The following is a 17,725-nucleotide window of genomic DNA, read 5'->3' on the forward strand; positions in this document are numbered from 1 at the left end:
AATATCTTTTTTATAAGTGTTAAATGGATAATTTTATCAAAAAAAAACCATCGAATATAAAATTATAAATAATGATTTGTTTTAAAAGTTTAAATTTTTAACAAATTTTCTGACAATTTTATATTCGGAATAACAACTAACAAAAAACTATTATTTTGAAAAAAAACTACCTTATTGCTGCAGTTTTTCTGCTTCAATGCTACATTTCCTTTGGGCAAAAGCAAAACCCTATTGGTTGCGGAACCCAATTGTCCCAGAAGGAAGAAACGGCATTTCAAAAATCGCTTTCTAAAATTAAAACCTGGAAAAAAGGGAATACAAAGAAAGCGGCTACCGCTCCTTATCTCATTCCGGTTGTGTTTCACATTTTGACCGATGGAACCAATATCAATAATACTTTTACCAAAGAGCAGATGAAATGCAGAATTGATGATGCATTATTAATCGTGAACAAAGATTTTAATGGTTTGTTTCCCGGATATGCCACAACCGATCCTCGTTTTGACGCTGTTAAAAGTAAAATGAACATTCAGTTTGTCTTGGCGACCGTAGATCCGGAGGGGAATCCTTTAGAAATTCCGGGTTTAGACTGGCATCCCGAAGCACACGTTGCCGACGGTTATGATGCCAGAATTTATGACCACATTTGGTACGGCAAAAACAACAGGTATTATCTGGATGTTTTGGTGGTGGATGAACCCAATACGGGACAGGGGGCTACTGGTTCAGGACATGCGTTTTTACCCATTCAGGATGCCATACCGCGTGTGGCTTTCAACCACAGGTACATTGGGAGTACCTGCGGATCACATGCGAGTGCTACTTTTGCAAAGGTAATGACACATGAGTTTGGCCATTATTTTGGATTAAAACACACTTTCCAGGACGATTGTGATCCGGTTAATGACGGGATGGCGGATACTCCTCCGACCAAAGTTGCGGAAGGCTGTGCCAGAAATGTGTTGAACAGCTGCGGAGTGTATGCCAACACCGAAAACCACATGGATTACAATACGGAATGCCAAAATATGTACACCCGTGATCAGACCAATGCAATGACGTACTGGCTGGAAGATAAAACGGTTGCCAAATATCCGAGAGGATTTTTATGGGAGCCCGCTAATCTTGGTGCAGTTGGACTTATTGAAACTGCTCCTCTGGCTAATTTTAGCAACAGCACAACCGCTGTTTGTTCCGGAAAAGCAATAGCTTTTAAAGACGTTTCTTTGGGATTGCCCAATTCAAGAGTGTGGACTTTCGATGGAGGAACTCCGGCAACTTCAACAGACGTTAATCCGATCGTTACTTACAATACATCAGGAAAGTACAAAGTAACTTTAGAGGTAACCAACTCGCTGGGAACAAATACCAAAGAAGTACAGAATTATATCGAAGTAGATCAAAAATCAAATGTAAATTATACGGAGAGTTTTGCAGGAGCTTTTCCTCCGAGAGGATGGGAAGTTACAAACCCGGACAAAGGTCTTGGATGGGAGAAACGTAAAGGAGTGGGGCACAATGACAGTTCGTGTATGATTATGAACAATGCCGATAACTCAGTATTAGGTGCTTTGGATTATATCAGATTGCCTTATTTTGATTTTACGGCGGGACAAAACAGTCAAATGTATTTTGATGTTGCTTATACCAAGTTTGATGATGTAAGCCCTGATGTTTTAAAAGTACAGGTTTCGACAGATTGCGGACTTACCTGGAATGATGTTTATTCGAAAACGCACACGGTTTTACAAACCACAGCTGTTCCTACCGCTCAGGCCAATAATTGGATACCCGTTACAGATGCCAATTGGCGAAAAGAAGTAGTCGACCTTAATGCATATATCGGGAACAGCAATGTTTCGATTCGTTTTGTAAACGTGTCGGGCTATGGAACACGAGTTTGGATTGATAATGTAAACGTTGCTGTGACGCAGGCTGCTACTCCGGTTTCTGATTTTGCATCCAGCATGAGAGATACGCGTTGTACAAGTCTTACAGCTCCATTTGTAGATGTTTCAACAGGAAATCCAACATCCTGGAACTGGTCGTTTCCGGGAGGAACACCGTCAAGTTCTACCGATCAGAATCCAACAGTAACCTATGATGTACCGGGATCTTATGCCGTAACACTGGCTACTAAAAATGCCAATGGTAGCGGAACAATAACGACTAAAAATAATTTTATAACCATTGTTGATCCTTATAAAACTTCTTTTACCGAAGGCTTTGAAGGTTCTTTTCCACCAGCAGACTGGGAAATTATTAATCCGGACAATAAATTAGCCTGGGAACAACGCATCGGAGTAGGGCATAACTCCTCCTCTTGTATGGTTATGAATAATGCCGACAATGATAAGGTGGGTGAGGTAGATGAAATTATTCTGAGACCAGCTAACTTGTCAGTTGGAGTAACCGATTTTTCATTCGATGTGGCCTATGCTAAATTTGATGCCGTGAGTCCGGATGCTCTGGAAATTCTAGTTTCAAAAGATTGCGGAGTTACTTGGGAAAGTATTTATAAAAAGACTCATATGGAGTTAGAAACATTTGAAAGTGCCGATGCCAACAATTGGATTCCGTCTTTAGACTCACATTGGAGAACTGAAAGAGTCACCCTATCCAGATTTAAAGGAGAACCGAACGTTTTATTTAAATTCAAAAACACTTCAGGGTTTGGCGCAAGAATATGGATTGACAATTTGAAATTTAATTTTGATAGTAAAGAAACTCCATTCTCAGAATTTCTTGTGAAGAGCGATAAATTGTGCAGTGATCTTCCAATTGCATTCAAAGATAATTCAACAGGAGAGCCTACAGCATGGGCATGGTCATTTCCGGGAGGTACACCGTCTTCTTCAACAAGCGAAGAGCCTACTGTTGTTTATGATAACCCGGGAACTTATAATGTGACTTTAACAGCTTCTAATACTTATGGAACAGGAACTGCTATGACAAAAACGGGTGTGGTAGTTATAAAAAGTAAAAACAGCCTTCCGTTTTTAGAAAATTTTGAAGGAAGTTTTCCTGTTCAGGATTGGCAAATCATTAATCCGGGTGAAGATGCTATTACATGGGAAAAACGTTCGGATGTTGGTAAAGGAGACTTATCCTGTCTGGTAATCAATAATGCCGACAACCCGGCAGCTAAGGTCGACGAACTTGTTTTAAAAGCAGTTGATCTTTCTTCTGCGGCAACACCTTATTTGTATTTTGATCTGGCTTATACCCAATATTTCAGCGTTTTTGATCCTGAACCAGCTCCCGATAAGATTGATATTTTGGTATCTTCAGATTGTGGTGTGACGTGGACGAATGTCTATTCTAAAAATCAAATACAGTTGCAAACGGTTTCACCTCCAATTCAGGACGATCCTGCAACAACTACATCAAACGAAACGAATGATTGGACACCAACTAAAGATTCTGACTGGAGAGCCGAAAAGATTGATTTAGGCATCGTAAAACAACAGAAAAATGTTTTAATTAAATTTAAAAGCACTTCAGGTTTTGGAACCAGAATCTGGTTTGATAATTTAAAAGTAGACAACGGCCCTAATTTGGCAGTAACAAAACCAAGAGAAATAAACAATCTGAAAGGAGTTCAGGTATATCCAAATCCTTCCACTAATGTTTTTCATGTGGTAACACCATCTACTGCTGATAATTATACAGTTACCGTTCATAGCGCCGAAGGAAAAATGATTTATACCGAAACTTTTGCCGGAGGAAATAACACCGAAAAAGCGATTAATTTATCGGGAAAAACAAGAGGAGTATATTTTCTTAACGTAACTTCTTCAGCTAAAAAAACTTTCACTCAGAAAATCATAAAGCAGTAGTTTAGTCTGCTATAAAAAATAAAGAGACTGTGTCCGTTTGGGATACAGTCTCTTTTTTATTTAATTATTTTACTAAGAAATATTTTTTAATTGTGGTGCCGGAAACTTGTTTCGAAGATCAAATACCAATTCCGAAACTCCGTTTTGCTGCAAATAATCTAATTTTTCTACTGCTTCTTCAAGAGTTGGAACATGGCCTTTAGGAATCCACCACATTGCTGTATGTGCTTTTCCATATTTAAAAAACCATTCTTTTCGTCGTTTTAAAAAATCGCTGTGAAAAGTCTTGTACATATAATGCTCTAATGTTTCCACATTTTCCCAAACAGAAATATTAATAATAATCTGCTCATCATTATACGGATTAGGACTTGTCGTATTATAACTCTCATCTTTCAACCTCCACACAAAGCCATCACTGTTTTCGGCCAAAATATTCACAAGATCTATATTGTCTTTAAACTCTTTCATGATAGGATCGTTTATATCAATACCTTTCATTTTGGCAATATTAATTTCGGCTAAATGGTACTCGCTCATAAAATTGTAAAGTTTTGAATAAGAGGCAAGTTAGTTTTTTTATCGAAATTAATTTTGTAAGTAAATTAATATCACAAAAAAGAGTAGAATTTTGAAATTAAACGATATCCACTACAATTTTTCCGATAGCCGAACCATCGCTAACCGCTTTATGAGCCTCTATTGCATTATCTAAAGTAAATTTTCGGGGATCAATAATAGGTTTTAATTTTCCTTCTTCGATAAATTTTGCAGCTTCTTTCAGGATGTCTCCGTGATGTTTTCTGCCTTCACCGCTAATCATTGGATGCAAAACAAAAACACCGTGTAAACTTGCAGATCGAAGGGATCCCGTAGCTAAATTGTGTGTTCCAAAAGCATAACAACTGGCAATCTGACCATAATGGCGAATGGCTTTAAAAGAATCGTCTAAGGATGTCCCGCCTACAGTATCGTAAATAATATCAAAACCTTTTCCAGCTGTAAATTGCTCTACATAATCTTCAACAGTTGCGGTTCTGTAATCAATTGGAGTGGCTCCAAAGGCTTCTGCAATAGCCGCTTTTTCAGGCGAAACGGTTGCATAAACATCGGCACCAAAAATGCGGGCCAATTGTACGACCATATGTCCAACACCTCCGGCTCCGGCATGAACCAAAACCTGATCGCCTTTTTTTACTTTTGCTCTGTCAACTAGGCCCTCCCAGGCTGTTAGCAATACAAGCGGAACGGCTGCGGCCTCTTTCATGCTTAAGTTCTTAGGTTTTAAAGCCAGTAAAGCTGCATCAACAGCAGTATATTCGGCTAAAGTTCCCTGAAGTCCCAGTACACCTCCGGCGAGTCCGTAAACTTCATCACCAACTTTAAAATCAGTAACATCCTTTCCGATGGCTTCAACAACGCCCGCGAGATCAGTTCCTAAAATCGCAGGTAAAACAGGCGATGCGTAAGGCGAAACGCCAATGCGAATTTTGTTGTCGATCGGGTTAACACCGCTTGCGTGAATTTTAACTAAAACTTCTCCGCTTTTTGGAGTTGGTATTTCTATTTCAGTACTGACAAAATCAGACTCGTATGTATTTGTAAAAAGTGCTTTCATTGTTTCTTTAAATTATAAGATTTGTGCCGTTTTGTAAACCTGTATAGGAGAGGAGATGAAAGTTTCACTTTCTTTAATGAAATCCAGTAAATACGATTGATTGTTATGGATATCAAGTCCTGGCTGGTCTTTCCACTCTTCCCAAATAATAAAAACATTTTCACTATGGTGAAGATCATAACGTACACAAGCCTCTTCTTTTCTGGTTTCTGTAATCAAATGATTTAGCATGTTTTTGATTTGTGCTGTATTTTCCGGTTTACTTTTTAAAATAGCAGTTATTGAGATCATAATTATAAAGTTTTAAAGATTTGTTCTAAATGGTTGGTATAGTTCACCTTAAAGATACCAATATTTTCGGCTGTGGCACCTTTTTCAACATCATGAAAATGGAAACCGTCTAATTTCTCCATTCCTACAAATTTATTCATTTTATGGAAACCAAACATAACACCTTCGTCTACAGTTGTTTCTTCAAAAAAATCTCCCGGAAGGGTAAAAGCTGTTGCAGGAGCATTCCAGCTTGTGGTAAGCATGTATTTTCGCCCGTGTAAAAGCCCGCCTGTACCGTAATTAATGTCCGGATTTGTTCTCGTTCTACCGTCGTTTTTGTAAATTCCTTTTTCATGTCCGGCAGTAAAAACGTCGTCAATATATTTTTTAAAAAGATTAGGAACCTGAAACCACCAGATCGGAGTGTGGTAGATCACTAAATCGGCCCAAACGAATTTTTCGACCTCTTTTTCAAGATCAATTTCATCCTGAATATTGGTTGTTTTTATTTCAAATTTTTTACTGTTTGTTAAGTATTCCAAAGTCCAGTCGGTAACGGTTTGATTGAACTTTCCGCCTGAGTGAGCAAAATTTTGCCCGCCGTTGATAATAAATATTTTTTTCATACTATGAATTGCTCTTATGTGTTTGTGTAAGAGATAAGAGTGCTATCTCTCCGATATAATTTAATTTTTTATGCTTTTAAAAGAAGGTAAAACTGCTCGGGGAACTATTTTAATTTTGAAATAGCCTGATTAATGAAATCTAATTCAGAAACGGATAAATCAAAATCCATTGTTTTGGCATTTGAAATGGCTTGCTCGGCATTTCTTGCTCCGGCCAGAACAATTGTAATCCCTTTTTGTAAAGTCGTCCAGCGCAAAACCAATTGTGAGATAGAAATGTGTTTGGCATTGGCTAATGAGCTCAGTTCTTCCACCAAAGTTTTTACTTTTTGAAGATCAAACTGACCAAAATAGCCATTTCGATGATCGTTGTCTTTTAATTTACCATCGGTGAAATATTTACCGGTCAATAAACCTCTTTCCATTGGACTGTAAGCAATAATGCCAATATTTTCCGCAAGTGTTAATGGAATCAGATCCGTTTCAATACTGCGATTTAACATACTAAAAGGAACCTGATTGGAGGCCAATTGAATGGTTTTTTGAGCTTCCTGAACTTGCGATGCACTGTAATTGCTTACACCGGCTGCTCTGATTTTTCCTTGTTGAATTAGGCTTTCCAATGCCTCCATTGTTTCGTGAATGGGAGTTGTAGCATCCGGCCAGTGAATTTGAAGCAAGTCGATATAATCGGTTTGAAGACGTTTTAGGCTTTCTTCAACTTCTTTAATAATATTGTTTTTCGAAGCATATTTGTAAATAGGTACTTTTTTTCCATTGTCTTCAGCATCGAAAAAAAATTCGCCCTTTCCGTTGGTACTTCCGTCCCAAACCAAACCAAATTTTGTCAATACTTGTACTTTCGAACGATTTTGAGTTTTTAGAGCTTCGCCAATCATTTCCTCGCTTAAACCAAATCCGTAGAAAGGAGCAGTATCAATTGTAGTAACACCATGATCGATTGAAGCATGAACAGAAGCAATTGAATCTGCTTTATCATTTCCGCCCCACATATTCCCGCCAATAGCAAATGCACCGTAAGTAATTGTGGATAATTCGAGTTCAGTATTGCCTAATTTTCTATATTCCATAAGTGATGTTTTAGATCGTTTAAAAATTTTTGACAAAATTATACCATTTTTAAGAGTGTTAAATGGTATATGTTTGTGTTTTTTAGGTATATTTGCAGCCACGATATAATAACAGCGATTATGAAAAAAGAAAATTTATACGAACCGTTTAGTGTTTCCTTTGAAACTTTAGATGAATATCCGGATGTAGGAGATCGTCATAATTTTTTTGAATTGGTTTATATTCTGGGTGGAACCGGTTTGCAGTGCATCAATAAAAATGTCTTTGAATATGATGCGGGACATCTGTTTTTGTTGACGCCTGAGGATTGTCATAATTTTACCATTGAAACCAAAACCAATTTTTTCTTTTTGAGGTTCAATGATATTTATTTAAAAAATTCAAGTCTGCAAAACGAAAACATTCAGCGTTTAGAGTATATCCTGCAAAACGCTAATCATCAGCCGGGCTGCATTTTAAAAAATGTTGCCGATAAATGTTTGGTGAAAGTTATGGTAGAGGCTATTATTCGGGAGTATGAAGATAAAGATGTCTATAATAAAGAGTTGATTCAGCAACTGGTTAACACTTTAATTATTGTCGTGGCAAGAAATATCGCGAAGTATTTGCCGGAACAGGTAAATATTGGTTGTGAGGCAAAAGCGATGGACATTCTGCAATACATTCAAAACAATATTTATTATCCTGAGAGAATCAAAGCAGAATCGATTAGTGATTATTTCGGAATTTCAAATACCTATTTAGGACGCTATTTTAAAAAGCATGCCAACGAAACCATGCAGCAGTATATCAGTAATTATAAAACAAAGCTGATTGAGCATCGTCTGCAGTTTAGTGATAAACGAATCAATGAGATTGCTTACGAGTTTGGTTTTACCGATGAAAGCCACTTTAATAAATTCTTTAAAAAGCAAAAAGGGAATAGCCCTTCAGAATTTAGGAAAACAATCAGAATCAGTGCTTAAATAAGAATTGCATTAATTGGTACTAATTTTTTGCCACTGATTACACTGATTAAATAGATTTTAAATCCATGTCAATTTGTGGAATTAATGTTTAAACACGGATTGCACTAATTTTTTTCGCCAAGGATTAAAAGGGGTATATAGATTTGGTAAGTATATTCTTTTTGCACTAGATTTTTCTGTTTTTTGCGGGCGATATTAATAAAAAAGCCTCCTAATGGAGGCTTTATATTTTAAGACCGTTCAGATAACTTTAAACCCTGTCTATCGACCGTTCAGATTTATTTCTACCCTGTCTTATGATTCTTAGACAAAATTACAATAAGATTAGATTTCTAAGTGTAATATTTGATTCTTTTTCTCTATAGACCCGTAAGATAGTATAGGAAAATTTTATCCAATGTAACTTGCAAGTACTTCTAGTTTTTTGTTTACTTGTCGCAATAATTGAGAACTTTCACCATCAACTCTAAGTACTAATTGTGTATCAAATATATTAAAGTTCTCTTCTATCATTGCTGTCACTAATGTGATTTCATATATCCCAATATCAACAAAATGTATTTCTGTTGCTATGTTTAGAAGATCACCATCCTTGTTTCTTTCTTGTAAAATAAACCTATATTTTATCCCTCTCTTTTCCGGATATTGTATTAACACATGAGCAGGATATCTTAATTGGTAGTAGAATATATGATTTATACATCTAACAGTTAAATCTTGAAGTGTATTTGATTCTAATCCACGTTCTATTTGCCTTGTGTCACAATGTTTTTCAAACCATAATTCTACATCTGTGTGGATTACAGCTTTATGAAATTGTCTACCGGTTTGTGTACAGGAATTGGGAGTATACTTCGTTAATGATCCAACTACTACATCACTAGTTGGAATAGTTATTCTTTTTCTTTTCGGTTTATTCTCACTCATCTACTAATTAGTTTCTTAATACAATATTAGTTAATTTTTGAGAATTTACTGTTTTTAAAATACTTAGTTCTAATTAAACTTTAATATAGTTAGTTATAGATCTTATTTCCTAAAATTCTTAGCTTCTAAAAGTACTTTATTAAAGTCTGACAGTTCTTTTTTTTACGCCTTTTCTCAATATCTTCAAAAGTAGTTGTTTTTACTGTCTTTCTCTTCCCACCAACTATAAATTCCGTCGTAACTTCTATAGATTTTTAACCTGTGTTAGTTAGTGAAATTGGTGTCTAAATACGGATTGTACTAATTGGTACTAATTTTTGCCAATGATTATATAGATTAAATAGATTTTAAATCCGTGTCAATTCGCGAAATTAATGTTGAAATCTCGAATCAAAATTCATCCGGGTAGTGCTTGCAACCTTAATTTTTTTACTGTCTGGATGGGTTGGATTTATTAAATAATTGAACTCCTGTGGTACAATGCAACTCGGGACTTTTAAGACTGCAGCTTCGTTGTAATCTATAAAATCATCCCCAATCGTTTGTGTGATTACTATTGGAGGTTTCGAATTCCAGTCTTCCGGTAAGTCTTCTAACTGAACCTCCTGAATGGTAATGTCGTCCGGGATTTCGATTTCAACATAAAAACGATCCAAAGGCAAATCTTCACTTAAATCTAAATGAACAGATACTTCAAGTGTTGCCAATGCTCGGCTTTCGGCAGTATAAACCATGCGGGTATTAAGGCTGTTCCATCGAAAACCCTCAGACATTGAAGCTCCAATTCCAGCTAAAGTCGTGCTTAAGTATTTTTCTCTTTCGATTCTAAAAACCTTCATTTAAGCTAAGTTTCCAAACTCTAATCGATTCAAACTAAACTTCACTTCGTTAATTCCCGTTACGGTGTCGAGCATGTTTTCAGGAGTGCTTCCGCCAATAGATAAATTGGGTTTTTTAAGCCATCTTTGAAATTTTTCTTCTTCATTGTTGAAAACTTCAAGGCCATAATCGATCAGCTCATTGATTAAAATAACCAATTCGCTGTCTCTGCTGTCTAAAAGCAAATGTTCGCTTTTTTTCTTGTTATAAGTCGTTTGAGGAATCCCTACAATCGCCAGAACAGATTTTACAGGATTGTTTAATCGCCTGCTAATGACTTCGATTGAATCATAAGGAATACCGGATCGGATGACTCCAACGCGCTCCAGTTTACTGCTCCAGCTGTACTCTTTGCCATCAGAACTTAAAGTTGATCTTTTAATGGAGATTACTTTTCCGGAGGCATTTCGAATACTTCTTTTAGTATCAAAAGGTTCTGTTTTCTGCGTTAATTTTTCCATGACACAACAAATTTGCTATAAAGATACAACAATTTTGTTGTTCGCTTTGAGGTTTAAAGAAAAATTAACTTAGAGGGAGGATGAAAAAGTTAGATTATCTTCTTGATCACTCGTAATTTATGGGTGTGTTTGTTTATTTCGGGATTGTAGATTCCTAAGTGGTCTAAACGATCAATACGGACTTTTCCACTGGCGTGAATGATGTAATTATTGTCCATAATGATACCAACATGTGTGATATTCCCTTCTTCGTTATCAAAAAAGGCCAGATCGCCGGGCTCACTTTCTTCGATAAAACTCAAAGGTTCTCCGTCAAGGGCCTGTTGTGAGGCATCACGATGAATTTTGTAGCCGTTTAATTTGTAGACCATTTGGGTAAAACCGGAACAGTCAATTCCAAAAGGAGTTTTTCCTCCCCAAAGATAGGGAGCATTCAAATACATAAAAGCCGTGCTTATAATAGCGCTCTTAGGTTTTATACCGCTGGTTTTGGTGCCTTCAAAATCAAAATTTGAAATGTTAATTTCATTATTGTTTAAAAAGGATAATGAAGCGCCAAGCGGAATTGGCAGTAGTAAATTATTCGAAGAAGTAATATAATCAATCAGGTCTGCATTTAGAATAATAGCTTCATTGCTTAATTGGTTGAAATTTGCTTCAGAGATAACCTGGTATTGTTTTGAATCTACCCAGCCTTCATAGTCATCGAACTGAATTCTTATTCGGGCCCATTGATTTTGGCGTTCTAAAATCTCGATATGTTCACCAAACAAAAGTTGAGTAACGATTTCACTTCTGTCACTTGGCTCAGCTCGTACAGGTACTATGGCTAGATTGCAAATTCCGAACATTTAGGGTAATTTATGAGTTGAAAATTAGGAGTTATTTACAAATGAAATAACTCCTAATAAAATAGTATTTAGGCTCTTTCGATAACAATTGCCGAAGCACCGCCACCACCGTTGCAAATTGCTGCAGCTCCGGTTTTAGCATTGTTTTGTTCTAAAACACTTAGTAAAGTTACAATGATTCTTGCTCCTGAGCATCCTAGTGGATGTCCTAATGAAACAGCTCCTCCGTTTACGTTTACTTTGTCGTTATCAAGGCTAAGGATTTTTGAATTGGCTAATCCAACAACTGCGAATGCTTCGTTGAATTCGAAATAATCAACATCACTTATTGAAATTCCTGCTTTGTCTAAAGCTTTTGGTAATGCTTTTGCCGGGCTTGTAGTAAACCATTTTGGCTCCTGAGCGGCATCAGCATAACCTTTTATGTAGGCTAAGGGTTTTAATCCTAACGAGATTGCTTTTTCTTCAGACATCAAAACCAAAGCGGCAGCTCCGTCGTTGATAGTAGAAGCGTTTGCAGCAGTAACTGTTCCGTCTTTAGTAAAAACAGCACTTAACGAAGGGATTTTGTCTAATTTTACATTGGTATATTCTTCGTCTTTTGAAACGATAATAGGTTCACCACGTCTTTGCGGAACTTCTACAGGAACAATTTCGTTGTCAAATTTTCCGGCATCCCAGGCTTTTGCACTTCTTTCATAAGACTGAATAGCAAAATTATCCTGCTCTTCACGGCTGATGTTGTATTCAGACGCACATAAATCAGCGCAAACTCCCATTGCGTTGTTATCGTAAGCATCTGTCAAACCATCTTTCTGCATTCCGTCAAGTAAAGAAGCTGGACCAAATTTAGTTCCGTTGCGCATTTGTACGTAATGTGGAATCAAACTCATGTTTTCCATTCCTCCGGCTACTACGATTTCAGCATCACCACAAGCGATAGCCTGTGCGGCGAACATAACAGCTTTCATTCCTGAAGCACAAACTTTGTTTACAGTGGTAGCGGCAACTTCTTCAGATAAACCTGCAAAAAGTGCAGCCTGACGTGCTGGTGCCTGGCCAACTCCGGCCTGTACCACATTACCCATAAAAACTTCATCAACTAATTTTGGGTCAAGGTTAATTTTTTGAAGTGCGCCTTTTATTGCGGCAGCACCTAATTTTGGTGCGGGTACGGTAGATAAACCTCCCATGAAACTTCCGATAGGTGTTCTAACGGCAGAAACGATAACAACTCTTTTGTTCATTTTCTGTTAATATTAGTTAATCAAGCAAATTTACTCTTTATTTGAATAAATTCAAATTTTGAGGCAATTCGATTGGATTTTAAATTTAATATCAAATTTTTGTTAATTCTATTTGTTTGATAGTGAAGAGGTTTAAAAAAAAGATTGAAAAAAGACAAAAAAAAGCGTCGAAATAGTTGTGAGATATGGAATGTTGTCTTACATTTGCAACCGCAAAACAGAACACGTTTCTTGAGCTTGGAGAGGTGCCAGAGCGGTAATGGAGCAGATTGCTAATCTGTCGACGGGTAACCGTCGCCAGGGTTCGAGTCCCTGTCTCTCCGCTTAATTTTGCCTCGGGGTGTAGCGTAGCCCGGTTATCGCGCCTGCTTTGGGAGCAGGAGGCCGCAGGTTCGAATCCTGCCACCCCGACAAAAACTTTGTCGGAAGTTTTATAACAAATGGACGCATAGCTCAGCTGGATAGAGCACCTGCCTTCTAAGCAGGCGGTCGAAGGTTCGAATCCTTCTGCGTTCACCTCTTGGGACAAATCAGAAAAATTCTGATTTGTCCCTTTTTTTTTGTTGTCTAAGCCCTTGTAAAATAAGAGCATTAGCCTCAATCCTTCATTAATTCTGGTGGTTCGAACTTGATTATTTTCAAAAGTGAGTTTTTCGGGAAAAATCGAACCAATTATCTTTCTTTTTCTTGCTGTTGTGCCTTCTTCGTATAATGTTGCCAGTTGAGAAATATGACTGATAGCCTTATTCAGTAGGGGTTCCACGTTTGCAGTACCTTTAATTCCGGAGGTTAATTTTACTTCGAGCCTGTTTATTCTTTCTTCAGTCTCTAATTTTATTATACGGTAATCATCTGCGTCTAGATCCCCGGCAATTAGTAAATTTCTAGCTTTTGTCAATCTTTCATTAGCCTGATCCAATTCGTTCTTTAATTGACTAACATCACTGCGTTCATGTTTTGTCTTATTTTTAAATACGGATATTATTACTTCTTTATATAATTCTAAAAAGGGTAGTGGTCTTGCGTAATTTTTTATTTCGTCTGCAATTCTTTTATTTAACTCAGGGGCTTTCTCGCGGAACGTACAACCTAACCGACAATGATAGTAATGATAATACTTATAACGGCCTTTAGAAGCACTGCCAGTGAGTAGCTTGCCACATAAAGGACATATTAGATAACCACGAAGAGGTAATGCGGGATCAACTGTTAAAGTAGTTCTTCTAATCCTTTTACGTCCATCGAGTACATCCTGTACATCATAAAAAAGGGATTCAGGAATTAATGGCTCATGCTGACCTTGGGCTAAATGACTTTCTTCATCTTTGTATTTTGGTATGAAGACTTTTCCAAAGTAAATAGGATTACGTAATGCTATCCAAAAACTATTTTTAGTGGCATTTAAACCTTTTTTATTTGCTAATTTCCAGATTTGTTCTGTATTTAATTTTCCCTTAGCTAATTCTTGAAATACCCATCTCATGATACTAGCTTGATCCTCTTTGATGGCAATATGTTTTTTTCCAGTCTCGGAAATTTTATTTATATAGCCTAAAGGTGCGAGTCCCATAACACGACCTTCTTTCTTCGCCCTGCGCATTCCATGGAAAACATTTAATGCTCTGCGATCATTCTCTACTTCAGGTGCCGCAAGGTAAAAGGCAAGCATCATTTTATTTTCCGGGATTGTAAGATCTAAAGGTTGTTCTACAGCCTGTGGTTCAACTCCCAATCTTCGTAAAGTACTTATCATTTGATAAGCATCACCTGCATTACGGCTAAATCTATCCCATTTGGTAAAGAGTACCAAATCGGAATGTCCTCTACGTGCACGAAGCTCCATCAAGAATTTTTTCCATGACGGACGGTTAAATGTTTTTGCAGAATGATCTTCAATAATCACTTTTCGAACCTGATAAGAATTTAATTCACAATATTTGCGTAAACGTTCTTCCTGATCCCTTTGCGAATACCCTTTATCAGCCTGCTCCTCTGTACTTACCCGGATATATAAATCTGCAATTTTCATGATTTCACTATTGATTTATTATACTTATTTACGCCCATTTGCGTGAGGGTAAATTTACGTTTTTTTTGTTTATCTAAATATGTATCAACCACTATTTCAGCCATTTCGTACAGAAAATCCAAGATGGTTTTTGCTTGTTCAACATCTACATTGATACCATCCTTTCTCAATAATTCCATTGCCTTGTGTGGTGTTATTCTATCAATTTCTTCCTCTCTCATCATATACCTCCTTCTATTGATAGCAAAAGCCCGCAAGCGGGCTTTACTTATTAAATTAAAATTGATTCAATTACTCATATAGGAAAATAAATAGTACTCTTTTGATTTCTGTTACGTTTTGGCAGATAACTAATGTAACCATACTCGTTTAGTTCCCGTATGCATTTATGGTATGTTACAGGTCCGGTTATTTTAGCTAACTTCATAATTTCGTGCCTGTAGACCTCAATAGGATTAATAAAACCCTTTTCTGTCCTGAATTGAAGCAATGCAGCATATATACCAATATGAGTGATACTGATACGATGATCTTTTTCTATTGCCTTAAAGAAATCAGATAAAGGTTTTAGTGTTTTCATTATTTCCTGGATTATCAGCTTACACGCATACCATTTTTTTTGGAATGGTTCTCCTGTTGGCTCTCATTTGAATTTTGCAGCTGTTTTACAGTTTCCATTGGTTTATTACCCAATGCTGTTGAGAGTGTTATTTTTCTGGAGTGTTCATCATAAATGTTTACCGATTTAAACTGAGGATTGGCTTCAATATAAAACCGATGTTCATTTCCGTTTTTAATCAAGGTTACGGGCTGCCTATTCCCTTGTTTTAAAGCATCCTTTAATTTATCGGCTTCAGTTTTATTTGATAATTCCTTTAAAGGAAGTTGCAGTACTGCCTTTTCAAGATCATAACCATATCCCGAATGAAATTCTTTAATACGATGATTACCATTGGAATCTTTGTCGTTAAGATCCAATTGAATCCAAGTTTTTTCCTTTTGAACCGCTCGTCCTGCTAATAAATTATAAGCCTGCGATGTGTTAACAGGATTTTCTTGCTCAACTTTAAAGTATTGACTTTTGTTTTCTTCAGGTTTTGATTCGTTTTGCAAAGTGGTTTTATATCCTTCAATTTGATACTGTCCACTCTGGTCTTTAGCAAAAGACAACTCATGGTTCAGCCGTTCCTTTTCGTTGACGTAATAGCAAACTGGAATAGTGAACTGCTCATGACTTTGTTTGATTTGCTGATCAATTTGATTTGACAAATCTCCAAAACCAATACGCTGCACCTGTTCGTACAGCGCTTGGTTGTTCTTTTCCTCTTCTTTTGCATCCCTACGAACCGCAATTTGATCTATTAGTGGCGCAACGATAAGTTTACGTAGAAGACGAACTAATAGATTAGGATAAAGCTGTTTTAGTATTTTGCTCTTTTCCTGCTTGAGCATCTGCAAAGCAAAACGTTCTTCGATATTTTTAGTGCCTTTGTACTTTGTTCCAATACGTTCATAATGATGCAGCTTTTCCTTAAGTAGTGATCTATTGTTTGAAAGACTGAAATTAAACAGTTTACTAAAACGCTCTTCCCTTGAGCGCCACTGGTTCAATTCCATCTCTACTCTGTTAACGGGAAGTTGTTCGTTCATGATTACTGATTACATAGATTGGCTTTTCCTTTTTCTCTTTGCTTCCTTTGGCACTTCTGGTCCATCATCATCGGCGGTTTGGTTTTGCTTTTTACTACCTTGTTTTTCGGAAGCTTGCTGAGTTTCGGATTGCTTTTCTTCTTTAGACTTACGATTATCAATGCGTTGCAAATTGCTGTCATATACATTAATTGTCTTGAATTGCGGACTGGCCTCGATAAACTGTTTAACCTCTTCGCCTTCCTTTAAGAAAGTAGCGGATTGCAGGTTCCCCTTTTTCATCGAATTCATCAAATCTTCTTTATATTTGGGGGTTTCAAGTTCCTTAATCGGGTGTTTTGAAAGTGTTACTTCCAAATCATAACCATAATTTTGATGGTATTGATTTACTTTGAAATTTCCATTAGTTTCAGTTTGTTTAAAGTCAATTTGAAGCCATGAATTGTAAATTTCTCCTTCTTTATTGGTAAGATCTTTATTGACAGCCCTGCCTTCCATAAGATTGAAGGCTTCTTTCATAGTGATGTTGCTTCCTTTATTGATATAAAAGGTTTGCTCCAAAGCTTCTTTTGAATTCTCTTTTTGCAATTCTACTTTATAAGAATTAAAGAAGTAAATATCGCTTTGATCGGATTTTTTAAAGTTCAATGTCGCTGTAGCAGTATCATTGCCATATTTAACATGATGGGTCAAAGTAAAATTAGGTTCTTCTTTTTGTAATTTTTCTTTTAATTCAGACTCTAGTGTTTCACCGAAACCGGTGTACTTTACCTGCTCTTTTAAGTATTCAAAATTTTTCTCGTTCATGACTCTTTTTTTTAATGATTACTAATTATAATTTAGGAAGTACAGTAACCTGTACCAGTTTTGTGTTCTTTACATGCAGTTCTACATGTCTGCCACCATTTTTCTCCATAAGCTGAATGGCTAAGTATTTTTTCTCTGGAATTGTAAATTTAGGAAGTGCAAATACGAAAGTGTTTTCTGTTTCACCATCAATTTTAGCTACATTATTCAAGATATAAATTGGGTTAATTTCAATTTCCTGCGAAGCCGTTCTTTTTACTTTTTTAGTATCTCGAATAAAAAAACGAAGCTGGTCGATATCATAATTGATTTTTGAGTTGTTTGTTACCTTTATTGGAAAAACCGGTCAATTTGACCACCTAATTCCGGAGTAAATTGACCACCCGTTCCGGAGCAAACTGACCACCTGATTCCGGAGCAAATTGACCACCAGGTTTTGTGGTTAATTAACGATTAAA

Annotated in this window: 17 protein-coding genes, 3 tRNA genes and 1 pseudogene; 5 read left to right on the forward strand and 16 right to left on the reverse strand. The window is 36.6% G+C overall.

From position 1 onward, the window contains the following. The first annotated feature begins 155 nt into the window (after positions 1–155). Positions 156–3,839, forward strand: a complete 3,684-nt coding sequence (locus tag ACN1CN_RS16295; protein WP_419136391.1) for a PKD domain-containing protein — start codon at positions 156–158, stop codon at positions 3,837–3,839. Between the two features lie 72 nt (positions 3,840–3,911). Here ACN1CN_RS16295 and ACN1CN_RS16300 read toward each other — a convergent pair whose 3' ends face one another. From ACN1CN_RS16300 to ACN1CN_RS16320, 5 genes are all read right to left on the reverse strand, one after another. Next, on the reverse strand, positions 3,912–4,379 hold the full coding sequence (locus ACN1CN_RS16300) for a DUF3291 domain-containing protein (protein WP_419136392.1): 468 nt from the start codon (positions 4,377–4,379) through the stop codon (positions 3,912–3,914). Between the two features lie 97 nt (positions 4,380–4,476). Next, positions 4,477–5,457, reverse strand: a complete 981-nt coding sequence (locus ACN1CN_RS16305; RefSeq protein WP_419136393.1) for a zinc-dependent alcohol dehydrogenase family protein — start codon at positions 5,455–5,457, stop codon at positions 4,477–4,479. 12 nt (positions 5,458–5,469) lie between these two features. Then, the gene (locus ACN1CN_RS16310; protein ID WP_291287668.1) at positions 5,470–5,748 is read right to left on the reverse strand and encodes a putative quinol monooxygenase; all 279 of its coding nucleotides are present in this window, start codon (positions 5,746–5,748) and stop codon (positions 5,470–5,472) included. Between the two features lie 2 nt (positions 5,749–5,750). Next, on the reverse strand, positions 5,751–6,356 hold the full coding sequence (locus tag ACN1CN_RS16315) for an NAD(P)H-dependent oxidoreductase (RefSeq protein ID WP_419136394.1): 606 nt from the start codon (positions 6,354–6,356) through the stop codon (positions 5,751–5,753). A gap of 104 nt (positions 6,357–6,460) precedes the next feature. Beyond that, positions 6,461–7,447 (reverse strand): aldo/keto reductase, encoded by a 987-nt coding sequence (locus tag ACN1CN_RS16320; protein WP_419136395.1) that lies wholly within the window; start codon positions 7,445–7,447, stop codon positions 6,461–6,463. Between the two features lie 120 nt (positions 7,448–7,567). Here ACN1CN_RS16320 and ACN1CN_RS16325 point away from each other — a divergent pair, with 120 nt between their 5' ends. Further along, on the forward strand, positions 7,568–8,413 hold the full coding sequence (locus ACN1CN_RS16325) for an AraC family transcriptional regulator (protein ID WP_264524629.1): 846 nt from the start codon (positions 7,568–7,570) through the stop codon (positions 8,411–8,413). A 393-nt stretch (positions 8,414–8,806) separates the two neighbouring features. On the opposite strand, the gene ACN1CN_RS16330 is transcribed toward ACN1CN_RS16325, so the two are convergent. From ACN1CN_RS16330 to ACN1CN_RS16350, 5 genes are all read right to left on the reverse strand, one after another. After that, positions 8,807–9,343, reverse strand: coding sequence for a hypothetical protein (locus ACN1CN_RS16330; RefSeq protein ID WP_419136396.1), 537 nt, complete (start codon positions 9,341–9,343; stop codon positions 8,807–8,809). 371 nt (positions 9,344–9,714) lie between these two features. After that, the gene (locus ACN1CN_RS16335; protein ID WP_419136397.1) at positions 9,715–10,182 is read right to left on the reverse strand and encodes an RES family NAD+ phosphorylase; all 468 of its coding nucleotides are present in this window, start codon (positions 10,180–10,182) and stop codon (positions 9,715–9,717) included. Next, positions 10,183–10,683 (reverse strand): antitoxin Xre/MbcA/ParS toxin-binding domain-containing protein, encoded by a 501-nt coding sequence (locus tag ACN1CN_RS16340; RefSeq protein WP_264524627.1) that lies wholly within the window; start codon positions 10,681–10,683, stop codon positions 10,183–10,185. It abuts the gene before it with no gap. A gap of 89 nt (positions 10,684–10,772) precedes the next feature. Continuing rightward, entirely contained in the window at positions 10,773–11,534 is a 762-nt protein-coding gene (locus tag ACN1CN_RS16345) for a C40 family peptidase (RefSeq protein ID WP_291287672.1), read from the reverse strand. Between the two features lie 68 nt (positions 11,535–11,602). Beyond that, positions 11,603–12,781, reverse strand: coding sequence for an acetyl-CoA C-acyltransferase (locus ACN1CN_RS16350; protein ID WP_264524625.1), 1,179 nt, complete (start codon positions 12,779–12,781; stop codon positions 11,603–11,605). A 239-nt stretch (positions 12,782–13,020) separates the two neighbouring features. On the opposite strand from ACN1CN_RS16350, the gene ACN1CN_RS16355 reads away from it, so the two are divergent. From ACN1CN_RS16355 to ACN1CN_RS16365, 3 genes are all read left to right on the forward strand, one after another. Further along, positions 13,021–13,104: transfer RNA gene (locus ACN1CN_RS16355), tRNA-Ser, on the forward strand. A 13-nt stretch (positions 13,105–13,117) separates the two neighbouring features. Beyond that, positions 13,118–13,192: transfer RNA gene (locus ACN1CN_RS16360), tRNA-Pro, on the forward strand. Positions 13,193–13,223: 31 nt separating this feature from the next. Further along, positions 13,224–13,297, forward strand: a tRNA-Arg gene (locus tag ACN1CN_RS16365). A gap of 730 nt (positions 13,298–14,027) precedes the next feature. Here the strand turns inward: ACN1CN_RS16365 and ACN1CN_RS16370 are convergent. The 6 genes and pseudogenes from ACN1CN_RS16370 to ACN1CN_RS16395 all read right to left on the reverse strand — a co-directional run. After that, positions 14,028–14,810, reverse strand: a pseudogene (locus ACN1CN_RS16370) (recombinase family protein); the annotation flags it as partial. Then, on the reverse strand, positions 14,807–15,034 hold the full coding sequence (locus tag ACN1CN_RS16375; protein WP_419136398.1) for a hypothetical protein: 228 nt from the start codon (positions 15,032–15,034) through the stop codon (positions 14,807–14,809). The pseudogene ACN1CN_RS16370 and the gene ACN1CN_RS16375, both read right to left, overlap by 4 nt. 71 nt (positions 15,035–15,105) lie before the next feature. Beyond that, the gene (locus ACN1CN_RS16380; protein ID WP_419136399.1) at positions 15,106–15,390 is read right to left on the reverse strand and encodes a hypothetical protein; all 285 of its coding nucleotides are present in this window, start codon (positions 15,388–15,390) and stop codon (positions 15,106–15,108) included. 14 nt (positions 15,391–15,404) lie between these two features. Continuing rightward, positions 15,405–16,460, reverse strand: coding sequence for a hypothetical protein (locus ACN1CN_RS16385; RefSeq protein WP_419136400.1), 1,056 nt, complete (start codon positions 16,458–16,460; stop codon positions 15,405–15,407). Between the two features lie 9 nt (positions 16,461–16,469). Next, a complete protein-coding gene (locus ACN1CN_RS16390; protein ID WP_419136401.1) occupies positions 16,470–17,267 on the reverse strand; it encodes a hypothetical protein in 798 nt (265 codons plus the stop codon). 25 nt (positions 17,268–17,292) lie between these two features. Then, positions 17,293–17,601 carry a DUF4138 domain-containing protein gene (locus tag ACN1CN_RS16395; RefSeq protein WP_419136403.1) on the reverse strand — a complete coding sequence of 103 codons (309 nt, stop codon included), beginning with the start codon at positions 17,599–17,601 and terminating at the stop codon, positions 17,293–17,295. Positions 17,602–17,725: the final 124 nt, after the last annotated feature.

The sequence above is a fragment of the Flavobacterium sp. T12S277 genome (assembly GCF_048514875.1).
GTDB lineage: Bacteria > Bacteroidota > Bacteroidia > Flavobacteriales > Flavobacteriaceae > Flavobacterium.